The organism is Stenotrophomonas geniculata ATCC 19374 = JCM 13324, assembly GCF_001431625.1.
Lineage (GTDB): Bacteria > Pseudomonadota > Gammaproteobacteria > Xanthomonadales > Xanthomonadaceae > Stenotrophomonas > Stenotrophomonas geniculata.
This window is the reverse complement of the sequence record NZ_LLXT01000057.1, coordinates 1-14045: the sequence shown is the minus strand read 5'-3', so window position 1 is coordinate 14045 and position 14045 is coordinate 1. Positions and strand designations below refer to the sequence as shown.

Below are 14045 nucleotides of genomic sequence, written 5' to 3'. Positions count from 1 at the left end.
ACGAGCGTATTACTTGCTTGCGCGCCGCGCGCCCTTCTCGTCTTCGTCCTTCGCATCCCCGCGGCTCTGCGCGAACTCCGGGAAGGTCTTCGCGATCGAATCCTTGTCCGGCAGGATGTAGAACACGCCGCCCTTCTCGAACATGGGCTGCACGATCTGCCCGTAGAACGCGGGCGAGACATTGATGCAACCGTGGGTGACGCGGTTGTCGTCCGGCGTGGGCGATGCCAGTCGTTCGGCACGCTTTTCCTTCGGGCTGCCCGGCGGCAGCGGGTGCATTGAAACCGCGGAATCGTAATCCACCCACAGCACGCGCCCGGCATCGTCGGAGGGGCCGTAGCCACCGATGAAGCGGCCGGCCGGCGTGGTGCGGTCGTGGCCGGGAATCGCGCTCAGTGCGAGCTTGGCGACGCCGGGTGCGGAATGATCGCCGATAGCCGAACCGAACAGCGCCGGTGCCGCGCCACGCAGCTTGCCGTCACCGCTGAAGATCAGAACCTGCGCCGCCGCCTTGTCCATGACTGCAAACGGATAGCCCTGGTTGTCCTTGCTGGCGACGACCCAGCCGGCCAGTTCGATCACCGTTTCGGACACGCTCTGGTCAGCCGGAAGTTCATCAACGGCGGCTACCGGTGATGCAGGTGCGTCCTTGTCCCTGGCGTTGGCTACGCCGCTGCACGCAACGACCAGTGCCATGGCCAGTGCGGCATGGAGGGCGCGGCGTGCAGGGGAGGAGTAGGTACGAATGAGACGGCTCCTTGCAATGCAGTCTTGGGTGGAAGGACGCCAGTGGCCGGCGAAGGCCACTGGTTCCCGATACAGAGATGGATCAATTCAAGCAGTGAGGGAGCGATTACCCGCGCGGCTTGCGGCCGGCCGGTGCCCTTTCAAGCTGCTGCACGCGGCCTTCGATCTGGTCCAGACGCTGGTTGGCCTGCTGTGCGGACTGGTTGGCGGATTCCGCACTCTGCGCAGCACCCTGCACCTTGACGTCGAGCTGATCGAGACGCGAGTTGATGGTTGCAAACTCGTTCTTGTAAGAGGCGCAGGCGCCAAGGCTGACGGTGGCGATGAGCGCTACAGCAAGTGCGCGGGCCGTCTTCATGTGTTGCGGGTTCAGGTTCATTGCACTCCCTCCTTCGTCTGGGGAAGCTGGAATATAGCGGCGTTTGTTCCCGTCGCTACCAAGCGCTTTCAGCTGGAATTTGAGTACGTGGATGGGCTGTGAAGGCCTGTAAATCAACAAACCTTAACAAGCGGGATCAGGCGAGCTGATCTGCGCCGGTCAAGCGCCTTGTGCCTGTTCAATATCACCCATTCACCAGCATGAAGCCGGCATCACGGTATCTGCGCCTGCGCGCTTTCGCCTGCTCCGCACGCAGGCTGCCATCCACTTGCTTCCAGCAGCGCTGCAGCGTTTCCAGGCTGGACATTCAGCAGTTCGGCGATGGCGTTGCGCGTGTCGGGCGCGCGCGCAACGTAGGCATGGGCAATGCGGTAGCCGATCCAGTAGCCGAGATCTCCACGGCGCGCATCGTCGCCGGGGCCGTTGTACAGCCACCTCGAAAGATCGGTGCCCATGCTGTCCTGCAGGAACGCGCGCTCCAGCGCACACTCACGACCCTGCGTCCAACGCTGCAGATGCGCGTTGGCCGGTTGCCCGGAGATCCGTTCGGCCACGTACTCGGCGCCGCCTTCCAGCAGCGTCTGATAGAGCAGGGTGGGCTGCTCGACCTCCACGCGTGCACCAGGCTGTTGCACGTGCACATACTCATGGGCGATCAGATGCACGAAGCGGTCACTCACATCGGCCTGCATCCAGTCGGCGTTGCACAGCGCTTCCAGGCCGATGACCACGCCTGCTTCGGTGGTCACGCCACCACTGTTGCCGCGGCCCACCAGTACGGTGACCGGGGGAAAGCGCGCAGACGGCAACAAGGCGCCCAACTGATCGACGGCAGCGGCGACGCGCGTGCGGATCGATGGCAATGCTGTCGCGCAGGTTCTCGCTTTCGCAAACAATGCCGGCTTGTCCTGGATGGCACTGGCCAGCCGCTCCATCGAGCCGATACGGCTGTCGGTGAAGCTGCGCAGGGCATCCGTACCCGCATCCAGATAGCCGTGTTGCAGTTGATCGGCGCTTGGGCGCCCTTGGTTGGCGTCCATCACCTTGAAGAAGCGCGTGACATCGTCTGTCTGCACGACGATGTGCCCGGCAGAAACGATGCGCTCAGCCGCCTGTGCCTGCAGCAGCGCGACCGGCGAGGCGATCAGGATCAGTGCGCACATCAAGCATCGAGCGTGGTGCGTATAAGAAGCCGGCAGCAGTGCCATGCAGAGTTCCCTGAACGCCAGCCTTATTTATACACCAGTCAGTTCAATATTCAGGGTTGATTAGACCCCCTAACGGATAATTCACACCTGTCGACCGCCTCCTTTCTCTCCCCCTCCCGGGAGGCGGTCGACGAAACCAAAATAATTAAAGGTGTGTCCCGATGAACAAGAATTCGCTGCTTGCCCTGGGTCTTCTGGCTGCCCTGCCGTTCGCTGCATCGGCAACCGATGGCCTGTCGTACAACTACGTTGAAGGCGGCTACGTGAACACCGATGCCAAGGGCGGCGACGCCGATGGCTGGAAGGTGAAGGGTTCCGTTGCGGTGCACCCGAACTTCCACGTCTTTGGCGACTACAGCGCCCAGGAAACCGACAAGTTCAAGAATGACGTCGACCAGTGGCGCCTGGGTGTCGGCTACAACTACGGCATCGCACCGAACACCGATCTGGTGGCCCGTGTTGCGTACCAGAAGTACGACGAGAAGCGCGGCTTGGACTTCAACGGCTACTCCACTGAAGTGGGCGTGCGCACCGCGTTCAACCCGTACGTGGAAGGCTACGTGATGGCCGGCTACGAAGATTTCAGCAAGAAGCACGGTTACAACCCGGACGGCGAGTTCTACGGCCGTGTCGGCGCCACCGCCAAGTTCAACCAGAACTGGGGCCTGAGCGGCGAAGTGAAGCTGGCCAAGGCTGGCGACCGCGAGTGGTTCGTGGGCCCGCGCTTCACCTGGTAACAAACGCCTGTCGTTAGTGCGTGTTGTGCTGGCGTGTGACTCTCTCTCTCTCTCCCACACGCCAACCGAAGCCCGGCCTCGCGCCGGGCTTCACTTTTATGGGCCCTGTAGCGCGACAATGCGGCATGGGCGACTCTTCCCCCCTCGCAGGTACTGGCACGGCCTACCAGGAGCATCCGGCGCCTGCGCCGCTGCGCGGCCACTTTGGTCAGCTGTGGCAGAGCCAGCTTCCTGACGATGCCGATGGGCACATCACCGTACTGCCCGATGGTTGCGTGGATATCCTCTGGCGCGACGGTGCGTTGTTCGTGGTCGGCCCGGACCGCGTGGCCGCGCACCCGGCGCTGGCACCCGGTGCGCAGGTGCTGGGGGCACGCTTCCGTCCCGGCCAGGCATTGGCCGCGCTGGGCCTGCCCCTGGCCGAGATCATCGGCCAGGCCGTGCCACTGGCCGATCTGAAGGGCGCGTGGGCGAGCAAGGCGGCGGCCTCCATTGGTGACACCGCGCCTGCACAGCGCCTGCAGCGGATGGCGCACTGCCTGCAACAGCATATGGGTGCGTCCGCGCTCGATACCCCGGCGCAGCGTGCACATGCCCTGTTCCAGGCGCTCGCCATTGGTGACGCCACGCTGGATACGCTGGCGGCACGCCTGAGCCTGAGTCCGCGCAGCCTGCGGCGCTTCAGCCAGTCGCAGTTCGGCTACGGCACCAAGACGCTGGAGCGGATCCTGCGCCTGCAACGTTTTCTTCGCCACAGCCGCGCGCTGCCGCAGCACTCGCTGGCGATGCTGGCCGCCGAGGCCGGCTATGCCGACCAGGCCCATCTCAGTCGCGAGGCGCGTGAGCTGAGTGGCATGACCGCACGCGAACTGCGTCTGGAGTGGTGCCAATGATGGCCGTTTCGTTCAAGACCTCGATACCGCGCTGATTGAAGCTGGGGCTCCCACCACGGAGCCACGCCATGAGCCACGTCGCACCCCACAATGCCGAACGCCGCATCGACAACATCGAATTCAACGTCGCCGACATCGCCCGCAGCAAACGCTTCTACGGCGAGGTGTTCGGTTGGCACTTCACCGACTACGGGCCGGCCTACACCGAGTTCGACGATGGCCGCCTGAAAGGCGGCTTCGTGGCCGACGCGCCGGTGCGTGCCCTCGGCGGGCCGCTGGTGATCCTCTACTGCGCGGACCTGGCCGATGCGAAGCAGCGTGTGACTGCCGCTGGGGGCGAGGTGGTGCAGGCGGTGTTCGCGTTCCCTGGTGGCCGCCGCTTCCAGTTCCGCGATCTGGATGGCTACGAGTTGGCGGTCTGGAGTGATGTGGATTGAGGTCTTCGTACCTCCGCTGGTGGACGGAACGAGAACCGCTCCGTCCCCGGCCAGGTGGTTCCGCTATGATCGCCCGCACATCGCCACGCGATGCGCCCGCCTCAAGCCAGCAGGAACCGCCGTGAACTCCCAGCCCGCACCGATCACCGCCCTCAACCACACGCTCGACAACGAGCCGCAGCAGATCACTGCGCCACTGACCCATTCGGCGGCGTTCCTGGTGCTGAAGGTGAAGGATGACGAAGCGTCGATCGCCAAGGCACGCGAGGTCCTGGCCAGCACCGATGACCTGATCAAGAACACCGCCATCCGCGAGATCGAGCGCACCTTCACCTGCAACGTGGCCATTGGTCACCGCGTGTGGAAGCCGCTGGTGGGCACCACGCCGCCGCGTGAGCTGCAGCCGTTCCGCGAGATCAAGGGCGCGACCCACACCGCCGTGTCCACGCCCGGCGACCTGCTGTATCACATCCGCGCACGCACCATGGACCTGATCGTGGCGTTCGAGCGCAACCTGCTGATGGCCTTCGGCGATGCGGTGGAGACGGTCGATGACGTGGCCGGCTTCCGTTATTTCGATGGCCGCGATCTGCTCGATTTCGTCGATGGCACCGCCAATCCGGAAGGGCTGTCGCTGCCGGAAGCCACCATCGTGGGCGAAGAAGATCCCGAACATGCCGGTGGCAGCTATGTGGTGGTGCAGAAGTACCTGCACAACCTTGATGCCTGGCGCGCACAGAAGACCGAGGCGCAGGAAGCGATCATCGGCCGCACCAAGCACGACAACATCGAGCTGGATGATGCGCCGGCCGATGCACAGAAGTCGCACAAGACCCTGTGCACCATTGAAGACGCCGACGGCGAGCACGAGATCCTGCGCGACAACATGCCGTTCGCCAACCCGGGCCGTGGCGAGTACGGCACCTATTTCATTGGTTACACCCGCCGCCTGTGGGTGATCGAGAAGATGCTCGAGCGCATGTTCATCGGCAATCCCGCGCCGCTGCACGACCGCATCCTCGATTTCTCCACCGCCACCACCGGCGTGACCTTCTTCGCGCCCTCGCGCAAAGTGCTGGCCGATCTGGGCGATTGATCGCGCCGGGCAGCGGCGACCGCCATCTGCCTGTCATCTACCGCCCCGACCATCTGCTGTTGGATGCGAGTGCAGGAGCAGGTGATGGTCATGACAGGGAACAGAACCGGCATGCGCCGCTGGTGGCGGCCGCTGGCCGCGTTGTTCGGTGCGCTGGCACTGGGGAGCGCCGCGGTGTCCGCGCAGGAAGCTCCTGCACACTGGATGGCCTATGCCGCCGCCGTGGGGGGCCAGCTGCAGCAGCGCCTGCAGCAGGAGCAGGACCCGCAGGCGCAGCGCGTGCTGGAATGGCTGCAGGCACATCCGGACGCACCGACGCCGCTGCCGGTGAGCGTGTGGATCGCGGCGGATGGCCGCATCTCGAAGCTGGAATTCGACAGCCTGGGCGATGCCCAGGTTGACGCAGACCTGCGCGCGACCCTGCAGGCAGCGCCGTTGCAGGCGGCGCCACCGGCCGACATGCGCCAGCCGCTGCGGCTGGGCCTGGTGCTTACCCAGTAGATCCACACCATGCGTGGATATGCCTGGTAGATGCCGACCTTGGTCGGCAGGCACGCCAACCAAGGTTGGCGACTACCGGTGGCCCCCAGCCACGCATGGCGTTGCTCTACTGCGTTGCCACCTGCGGTTCACGCGCGGCCGCGCTCCATGCGCGCAGGCCGAACACGGCCAGGCCGAGGAAGAACACGTACAGCGCGGCGGTCACGTGCAGCGACTTGAACAGGTACGCACCCACATAGACCACGTCCACCGCGATCCACACCCACCAGCAGGCCACGTGGCGGCGTGCCTGCCACCACTGGCCGACCAGGCTCAGCGCGGTCAGCATCGCGTCCAGCCAGGGCAGTGCGGCATCGGTGAAGGTATGCATGGCCGCACCCAGCGCCACGCCACCACACAGGCCGATGGCCAGGTCGCGCAGCAGCTTGCCGCGCGCCAGCGGCACGATGCGGATGCTGCCCTCATCGGCGGCATGCTGCCGCCAGTTGAGCCAGCCGTAGACCAGGAAGCCACCGAAGGCGACCTGCAGCAGGGTGTCCGAGTACAGCTTGGCCTCGGCGAATACCAGCCCGTACAGCGTCACCGACAGCAGGCCCACCGGCCACGCCACCAGCCGGCGCCGGGCCATCAGCCAGACGCCAAGGATGCTGCACAGTGCGGCGGTCCACTCGAGCATCACGCCGCTCACAGCGCGAACGTCACCGACAGGCGGGCCTGTCGCGGTGCGCCGGGGAACAGGTAGTAGTCACCGCCGCTGCTGCCGGTATCGCGCCAGTAGAAGCGGTTGAACACGTTGTCCACCGACAGGTTCCAGGTCACCGCACGCTCGTGCAGGCGATGCTGGAAGCGCAGGCCGGCGTCGAACACCGAGTAGTCCGGTGCACGCACGCCGCCGTCGGCACGGGCCACGTTGGCGCCGGCATAGCGCCAGCCGCCGGTGACATCCAGGCCCTGCACGAACGGCAGCGCGTAGGCTACGTGCACGCTGGCGCGCACCTTCGGCACGTTCACCAGCTGATGGCCCTCATAGGCGGGCGTGCCGGTATCGCGCGCGCGCGCCTGCAGCACGCTGGCGCTGGCCACGATCTGCAGCGTATCGGTCAGCTGGCCGTTGGCAGTCAGCTCCAGGCCAGTGTGGGTCTGCGTGCCTTCTTCGACGAAGGTGTAGCCCACGTCGCTGTTGTCCGGCCTGGCGTACTGGTACGGCTGCGAAATGCGGAACACCGCCGCACCCAGGGTCAGCGCCTCGACCGGCACGTACTTCACGCCCACTTCCAGCTGGCGCGACTGCACCGACGGCAGGAAGGTGTCGGCATTGCTGGTCCAGAACGGCGCTTCCTGGCCCAGCGAAATGCCACGCACGTAGCCGGCGTAGGCGTTGAGCTGGTCGGTAGCCTTCCACACCAGTGCGGTCTGCGGCAGGAAGCGCGACAGGCGGCTGTGGCGCTGCGGGGTGCCGCGCTTGTCGTAGGCGCGCTCATCGAGGCGCACGAAGCGACCGCCGGCCAGCCACTGCCAGTCGTCTCCGAAGCTCATCCGGTCCAGCGCGAAGAACGCGGTCTGGCGGCTGTCCAGACGCCGTGCGGACGGGCCGGGCATCTTCGGCGACGGTTCGAACACCGGCACCGGTGCTTCGTGGATGTTGCTGGTGCCGACGTACTCGTTGACGCTGGGGCGCTTGTCCACGGTGCGGCGGAAGTAGTCGGCACCGAGGGTCAGCTCATGGCCGACGCTGCCGGTCTCGAAACGGCCGCGCAGCTCGGCACGGGCCTGCTGGTTGCGGCGGGTGTCGCCCGGGCTGCGGTAGTCGTAGACGTCGTAGTCGCCATTGGGCGCGAAGTAGTTGCCCGGCACGGTGCCATCGGCGCATTGCGTGGCGTAGTAGCAGCCGTAGGCGAAGGCGACGTTGTCGTCGATCACCGACCGGCTGTGGCCGACCGACACGCGCGACTGCCAGGCGTCATTGAAGTCGTAGGTGTGCAGGGCGGTGATGTTGGTGCTGGCGATATCCACCGGGCGCTGCCACGGCTGGTAGCCGAGCAGGTGCTCGCGGTCGACGCCGCGCGGCAGGTCACGCGCGCCCAGCAGCTGGTAGCCGGACACCGAACGCTGCGAGCTGGTCTGGTAGTTGGCATCCACTTCCAGCTTGCCGCGTTCGCCGATCAGCCAGTCGGCCGCCAGCGAGTAGAAATTGCGGCCGCCATCGGCGTGCTCGACATAGGAATTGCTGGAATCCCACGCGGCATTCAGGCGCAGGCCGAAGCGCGGGGTGATCCAGTGGCCGACATCGACGGCGACGTAGCGCGAGCCTTCCGAATCGGTACCGAGCGTGGCGGTGCGCACTTCGGCCGGGCGCTTGCCGATGTAGTTGATGATGCCACCCGGTGCCATCACGCCTGCGGCCAGGCCGGCTTCACCCTTGAGGATCTCCACCGACTGCACGTTCTCCAGCGCCAGGCGCTGTTCGCCGGCGATGGACAGGCCGTTGAAGCGGTAGCCGGTGGCGGCGTCCAGCGCGAAGCCACGGATGGCGATGTTCTGGTAGTAGCCCACCGGCGCATACGCATCACCCAGCGAGGCATCGTTGCTGGTCAGCTCGGACAGCGAACGCACCTGGCGGCGATCGAGGTAGTCGCGCTCGAGCACGTTCACCGAGGCCGGCGTGTCCTTCCAGCTGCCACCACCGAAGGCATTCACACGCGAGGTATCGGCCTTCGGTTTGCCGGCCTGCACGCGCACTGCTGCCAGCTCGGTCGGCGAGCGTTCGGCGCCGGTGGCAGCCGCATCGGGGGACGCCTCGGCCTCGCTGGCGTGCAGCGGCAGCGCGGCGCAGAGGGCGAGGGAGAGCAGGGTGGGGCGCAGGCAGCGGTTCATTCGGTTCGTCTTCGGACAACAAGGGAGACGAAGCGACGGCGCGCAGGTGCACCGGCCCATGACGGGGGTGTGGCTGCGGCTCAAAGCTCCCTACGCCGGTGCAAACCGGATCAGGTTCCAAGGGACTCTCTCAGCCTGGCAGATCCAGGCACCCCCGCTTCAGGTGACCATTTCACTACAAATGGTACGGATTTGCGAGCCGGTGCCCTTCAGGCTGCGGGGTCAGAGCCCTTTCCGCAGGAAAGGGCTCTGACCCCGACGGTGCGTCAACCGGGTCACGCTGCAGCGTGCAGGGCCTGCAGCAGGGCCTGCCCCGGCGCGCTGTGGAACCATGAGGGATGCCCCAGCATGAACGGCTGCCAGGCCACGTCCGCATTCGCGGTGGAGCCAGTGATGCCTTCGAAGTACTCCACTTCGGACAGTGCGAAGTCGAAATGGACCATCGGCAGCAGGTCGGCCAGCAGATGCACGCGCGTACCCGACAGCGGCAGCACTTCGCGGTAGCCATCAAGCAACGCCAGCGCGATGTCGATGCGCACCGCATCCCTGCCGCACTCCAGTTCCAGCCACGCCACCGCGTTGCGCTCGATTGCCGTGGCAAGATCGAACAGTGCGCTGGTGGGCGAGGCCAGGCCGAAATCCAGCACGGTACTGACCTGGCCGTCGCGCCACAGCAGGTTGGACACATGCCAGTCGTTGTGCGCCCACAGCCGCGGCTCGTCGTGCAGGCGCGCGGCCAGGCCGGCGTGCCACGGCAGCACGTCGCGCTGCAGCTGTGCTTCCCAGGGGATGCGTGCGAGGTAACGGGCCAGCCCCGGCCGTGCGGGCAGTTCGGCCTTGATCGCCGCGATCGGATCGTCGGCGCGGATCAGATCGTCGCGCGCGACCAGCAGGTGGGTACTGCGCTGTGGCGCGTGGTAGCTGGCGGAGGCACGGTGCAGCCGCGCTAGCATGCGGCCGGCTTCGCGTGCCTGTGCGACATCGGTCAGCAGCGACCACGACACGGCGTCGCGGTAGACGTCTTCGCCCACGCCGACGGCATGCAGTTCAAAGGTCCATTCGCCGTGTTCGACGGCAGTGCGGCCATCGGTCGCCGCCAGCACCTGCACCACCGGTACGCCCTCTGCGGCGAGATGAGCGATGAAGCGATGCTCTTCTTCCAGGCAGGCCGCGCTGCGCACACTGTGGTGATGGCGCTTGACGAACACCGCGCCGTCCACGCCGTCGACGATGGCGGCGGCCGACAGCGGGCGCGGGCTGTGCCAGCGGGGCTGGCTGTGCTCGCCCAGCTGCGGGTATCGCGCGCTCAGCCACGCGATGTCCGCGGCGCTGATGGGTGGCCAGTCGGCAGCGACCTCGTCATTGTTGAGGCCCTGCACGCGGTGGGAGGAAGACGTCATGCCGCAGCCCGAGTGGGAAAAGTCACATCCAAGGCTGCGCATTCAACGCCATGGCCGCGGCCAACGCAAACGGGCGGGTCATCGACCCGCCCGTCCGTGCATCCGCATCGGCGAATGCGCCGCGCCGCTTACCAGCCGCGATGGCGGCCGCGGTCGTTGTAGTAGCGGTTGTCGTAGTAGCGCTCGCGCTGCCAGCGACGGTTGTCACCACGGTCGTAATAGCCGCTGCGGTAGTAGCCGCGATCGTAGCGGCGATCGTAACGGTTGTCGTAGTAGCGGTTGTCGTAATAACGACGGTCGCGACGGTCGGAGGTGGTCAGGTTGCCGATCGCACCACCGGCCACGGCACCACCGACGGTGGCTGCAGGGTCGCCGTTGGAGAGCAGGTTGCCGGCCACGCCACCGACCACGGCGCCGACCAGGGTGCGCTTGTCCTTCCTCGACATCGCGCTGGCATCGCTGACCACGGCAACACCGGCCACCAGTGCCAGGGCCATCGCCAGACCACGGAAGCTGAGTGTGGAAGTACTGAGCATGTTCGTTCTCCTGTGAGGTGCATGCCACGCTGGGCAGGGAGGGCGCGGGCGCCCCGGCTGCCGTGGAGACCACGCTGACGTTCCAACATTGCCGGAACATTGCCTGGTCCACCGGGCGGCTTGCGCATTCATCTAGCGGCAGGCGGCATGAAGCAAGGCTGAAAGCGGGCCCGGCCGCTCAGCTGGCAGATAGGGAAAAGGCCACGCGGACGGGGCCCTCCCTTGTCTCCCAAGGCACTGGGGAGGTCAGACCCCCATGGCCTTCTGTGCCTGCCGGGCCTGCTCCTGCTGGGCGTCCTGCTGCGGGTGCAGCACGTTCGGGGCACCCTGCACCGCGCCACTGCTAAGGGCCAGGCTCTGCTCGCTGGCGGCACGGGTATCCACCGCCACGCGGCTGGCGGCGGGGTCACCGATCGCGCCCTGCACGGCAAACAGGCGCTCACCGTTCGGGCTCGGCACCACCGTGTCGATGCGCTGCAGGCCGGCGGCATGCGCCTCCTTGGTCAGGGCCGCAGCGGCGCTTTCCAGCGCGTGGCGATCCTTGAAGGTGCCTGCCGGCATCAGTTCCAGCCCCTTGCTGGCCTGGATGAACAATGGATTGCGCGGGTGCCGCTCGTCGTTCAGCAACGGCCGTTCGCGGGCGTCCTTGATCGCCTCCAGGGTCTTCGCCCCGACAATGCCGTCGGCCACCAGGCCGTTGTCTTTCTGCAGCTGGCGCACCGCCGCGTCGGTGTTGCGGCCGAAGCGGCCATCCTCGACCAGCGGCTTGCCGTCGGCACCGACGTAGCCGAGGTGGCCCAGCTGCTCCTGCACCCTGCGCACGCCCTCGCTGTGCGCACCCTGCTTGTACAGTTCGGCGTGCGGGGTGGCAGCGGCCTTGTGCTCGGCCGCAGGCTTGCCCTGTGTCTGCTCGTGCGACTGGGTGCGGTTTTCCAGCAGGTCGCGCGCCTTGGACAGCGGATCGGAGGCGTACAGCTTCCAGTTCGGGTGCTCCTTCACCTGCTTGAGGTAGTCCTCCACCGGCATGGTGTGCACGCCCTTGCTGCCGGTGGACTGGCTGATCAGCAGCTTGTCGGTGTTGGGGTCGCGCACCACCATCACAATGTGGTCGATGCCGTTCCAGTGCTCATGGCGGGTCTTGGCCGTATCCAGGCCGATGATCATGCCTTCCTTCAGCGCATCGGGCTTCAGGATCGCGTCGCGGTCCAGCAGCACGCCGGACTGGTCGAACGCCTTGCGCACGATGCCGCCGGAACCCAGGTTGCCCAGGTCGATGCGATCAGCCTTGCTGAACACCGCATGCCCGGCCTTCTGGTTGATCTCGTCCATGGTCCGGTTCTGCAGCGTGCCGACCCAACCGGAACAGTCGATGTAACCCTGCTCCACGTTCTTGCCGGTCTTGCCCGGCACGTACAGCGCGTGACCCGGGATGTTGATGGCGTACTTGACGTGGTCGTACTTCACGCCGGCCTCGTAGGCGGCCTGCAGTTCGATGCCCGGCTTCGGCGCGGCAGCGGCTGTTGCGGTTGCCGCCAACGTGGCAGCACCGGCCGCTACGGCTGCGCTGACCTGTGCGGGCGCTGCCGCGGTCTGGCCCTGGCCCTGCGCCACCGCCTGCGGTTCGATGTTCTTTTCCGGAATGCTGATCGCCGCGTACTTGTGGATGTAGTAGCTGGAGAACGTCCGCGCCAGGTCGCCATCGTTCATGCCGCGCATCTCGGCCAGGGTGTGGCCGGTCAGCGCCTTCGCGTCGGAACCGATCTGGTTCAGCACGTTGCGGCGCATGTTGATCTCTTCGCCGTGGCTGTTGCGCACCACGCCGAAGGTGCCGGTGGCAATGGCGGTCTGCACCGAGCCATAGCCGGCGCTGCCCTGCTGGTGGGCCAGGTACAGGTCCAGGCCGGTGGGCGTGTTGCCACCGGACAGGTACGGGTTGCCGGTGCGCTCGTTGCGGCGCGCCATCGAGTCCAGGTTGTCCTGGTACATCTGCGCGGCCGCCTCGGTGTTGCGGGTGGGGTCGAACTCGTGGCCGGTCAGGTGGTACTGGCGCGCGGAGCCGGGCACGAACTGGAACAGGCCCTTGGCGCCGGACGAGGTGTTGTGGGCGCGCTCGTTGAAGGTGCCGCCCGTCTCGATGTGCGCGAAGCGCATGAAGTCATCGACCGGAATGCCTTTCTGCCGGGCGACCTGCTCGACGATGTCCAGGACTTCCTTTCTGCTGTAGTCATGCTGTGCCATGACGTTTTCCTCGGGGTTGATGGAGCGGCGCATGCCGCGAATCGCCAACCGGACTCATCCGTGAGTCAAGAACATGTCGGTCAACAGGGAACCCGCGCGTGGCGGGTGCTATCAGGGCGCGACGTACTGCTGGGTCGCGCTGTCGAAGGTGTAGTGCACGGCGTCGCTGGAACCCAGTGCGCGGGTCTTGCCGGGGCCTTCGATGGTGGTGCCCTTGAAGGTCACGGTCAGGCGCGGCAGGCCGTTGCCCTCGGCAGCGAAGGCCAGTTCGCCGTCGCTGCCGGTGCAGGGCATCACGTTGCCTTCGTCGCAGGCCGCGCTGTTGTCCTCACCGGTGCGCACCGAGCCGACATAGCGCCAGACCTTGCTGTCCACGTCGTCTTCGCTGCGCTTGGGGTTGAACAGCAGCAGCGCATAGCCGGTGCTGCTGATGCCGCGGTCGAAGCTGCGGGTCGGCACCGCCAGCAGCAGGCGGCCGTCGGCGGTGCGATGTTCAAGTGGCTTGCGCCGGGTATCGACATCGTCGGCCTTGTCGTACGCGCCCAGTGCGCCGATGGTCCATTCCTGGCCACGGAACTTCCATGGCTTCCTGGCGTCGGTGCCGGCCAGCACGAAGGTGGCCTCGGCGAGGTTGGCGCGGTCATCCGGACCGGCCGGCGTCTGCTCGCCCGGCTTGCCGTAGTGCTCGCGGGTATCCCAGGAGAAACCCGTGTAGTACGTGGTGCCATCGAGGGTGAAGGTGTGGCCGAACCAGAAGGTCGCCACGCTGCCGTTCTGGACCTCATAGGAGGTCGCGCCATCGCCGTCCACCTGGTAGGTGAAATACATGACGGTCGGCGCGTCGGGCGGGGTGACGGCGGCATCGGGGGTGGGGGTCTGCATCGGGGCAACATCCTGTCGGGGCGCATTGGCAGCCTGCGCAGGAGCGCCGGGCTGGGAGGACGAGGGGGCCGGATCGGCAGCGGCTCAGGCGGAAGCGGCACGAGAGCAGAGGAGGCA

Annotated in this window: 14 protein-coding genes and 1 riboswitch; of the genes, 5 read left to right on the top strand and 9 right to left on the bottom strand. The window is 66.4% G+C overall.

Annotation, left to right across the window (positions count from 1 at the left end; genetic code table 11):
- Window positions 1-9: 9 nt before the first annotated feature.
- The 3 genes from ARC63_RS03295 to ARC63_RS03285 form a co-directional block, all read right to left on the bottom strand.
- A complete protein-coding gene (locus ARC63_RS03295; RefSeq protein ID WP_043034949.1) occupies window positions 10-696 on the bottom strand; it encodes a L,D-transpeptidase family protein in 687 nt (228 codons plus the stop codon).
- A 157-nt stretch (window positions 697-853) separates the two neighbouring features.
- The gene (locus ARC63_RS03290; RefSeq protein ID WP_010487149.1) at window positions 854-1126 is read right to left on the bottom strand and encodes a hypothetical protein; all 273 of its coding nucleotides are present in this window, start codon (window positions 1124-1126) and stop codon (window positions 854-856) included.
- Between the two features lie 212 nt (window positions 1127-1338).
- The gene (locus tag ARC63_RS03285) at window positions 1339-2289 is read right to left on the bottom strand and encodes a DUF2268 domain-containing putative Zn-dependent protease (RefSeq protein WP_057502507.1); all 951 of its coding nucleotides are present in this window, start codon (window positions 2287-2289) and stop codon (window positions 1339-1341) included.
- Window positions 2290-2495: 206 nt separating this feature from the next.
- Here ARC63_RS03285 and ARC63_RS03280 point away from each other — a divergent pair, with 206 nt between their 5' ends.
- The 5 genes from ARC63_RS03280 to ARC63_RS03260 all read left to right on the top strand — a co-directional run bounded on the left by ARC63_RS03280 (window position 2496) and on the right by ARC63_RS03260 (window position 5998).
- The gene (locus tag ARC63_RS03280; protein WP_004134798.1) at window positions 2496-3071 is read left to right on the top strand and encodes an OmpO family porin; all 576 of its coding nucleotides are present in this window, start codon (window positions 2496-2498) and stop codon (window positions 3069-3071) included.
- A 125-nt stretch (window positions 3072-3196) separates the two neighbouring features.
- Window positions 3197-3964 (top strand): helix-turn-helix transcriptional regulator, encoded by a 768-nt coding sequence (locus ARC63_RS03275; RefSeq protein WP_057502506.1) that lies wholly within the window; start codon window positions 3197-3199, stop codon window positions 3962-3964.
- 68 nt (window positions 3965-4032) lie between these two features.
- Entirely contained in the window at window positions 4033-4401 is a 369-nt protein-coding gene (locus ARC63_RS03270; protein WP_057502505.1) for a VOC family protein, read from the top strand.
- 121 nt (window positions 4402-4522) lie between these two features.
- Complete coding sequence (locus ARC63_RS03265) at window positions 4523-5497, top strand: Dyp-type peroxidase (RefSeq protein ID WP_010487139.1); 975 nt, start codon at window positions 4523-4525, stop codon at window positions 5495-5497.
- A gap of 84 nt (window positions 5498-5581) precedes the next feature.
- Entirely contained in the window at window positions 5582-5998 is a 417-nt protein-coding gene (locus ARC63_RS03260; RefSeq protein ID WP_057502504.1) for a hypothetical protein, read from the top strand.
- A 106-nt stretch (window positions 5999-6104) separates the two neighbouring features.
- Here ARC63_RS03260 and pnuC read toward each other — a convergent pair whose 3' ends face one another.
- The 6 genes from pnuC to ARC63_RS03230 all read right to left on the bottom strand — a co-directional run bounded on the left by pnuC (window position 6105) and on the right by ARC63_RS03230 (window position 13928).
- Window positions 6105-6674 carry a nicotinamide riboside transporter PnuC gene (gene pnuC, locus ARC63_RS03255; RefSeq protein ID WP_019338380.1) on the bottom strand — a complete coding sequence of 190 codons (570 nt, stop codon included), beginning with the start codon at window positions 6672-6674 and terminating at the stop codon, window positions 6105-6107.
- 8 nt (window positions 6675-6682) lie between these two features.
- The gene (locus ARC63_RS03250) at window positions 6683-8872 is read right to left on the bottom strand and encodes a TonB-dependent receptor (protein ID WP_057502503.1); all 2190 of its coding nucleotides are present in this window, start codon (window positions 8870-8872) and stop codon (window positions 6683-6685) included.
- A gap of 70 nt (window positions 8873-8942) precedes the next feature.
- A riboswitch (TPP riboswitch) is annotated at window positions 8943-9038 on the bottom strand.
- A gap of 109 nt (window positions 9039-9147) precedes the next feature.
- The gene (locus ARC63_RS03245) at window positions 9148-10272 is read right to left on the bottom strand and encodes a phosphotransferase enzyme family protein (RefSeq protein WP_057502502.1); all 1125 of its coding nucleotides are present in this window, start codon (window positions 10270-10272) and stop codon (window positions 9148-9150) included.
- 128 nt (window positions 10273-10400) lie between these two features.
- Window positions 10401-10808 (bottom strand): glycine zipper 2TM domain-containing protein, encoded by a 408-nt coding sequence (locus ARC63_RS03240; RefSeq protein WP_057502501.1) that lies wholly within the window; start codon window positions 10806-10808, stop codon window positions 10401-10403.
- Window positions 10809-11054: 246 nt separating this feature from the next.
- Window positions 11055-13046: a peptidoglycan-binding domain-containing protein gene (locus ARC63_RS03235; protein WP_057502516.1), complete on the bottom strand. Its 1992-nt coding sequence runs from the start codon at window positions 13044-13046 to the stop codon at window positions 11055-11057.
- Between the two features lie 111 nt (window positions 13047-13157).
- A complete protein-coding gene (locus ARC63_RS03230) occupies window positions 13158-13928 on the bottom strand; it encodes a hypothetical protein (protein ID WP_010487130.1) in 771 nt (256 codons plus the stop codon).
- Window positions 13929-14045: the final 117 nt, after the last annotated feature.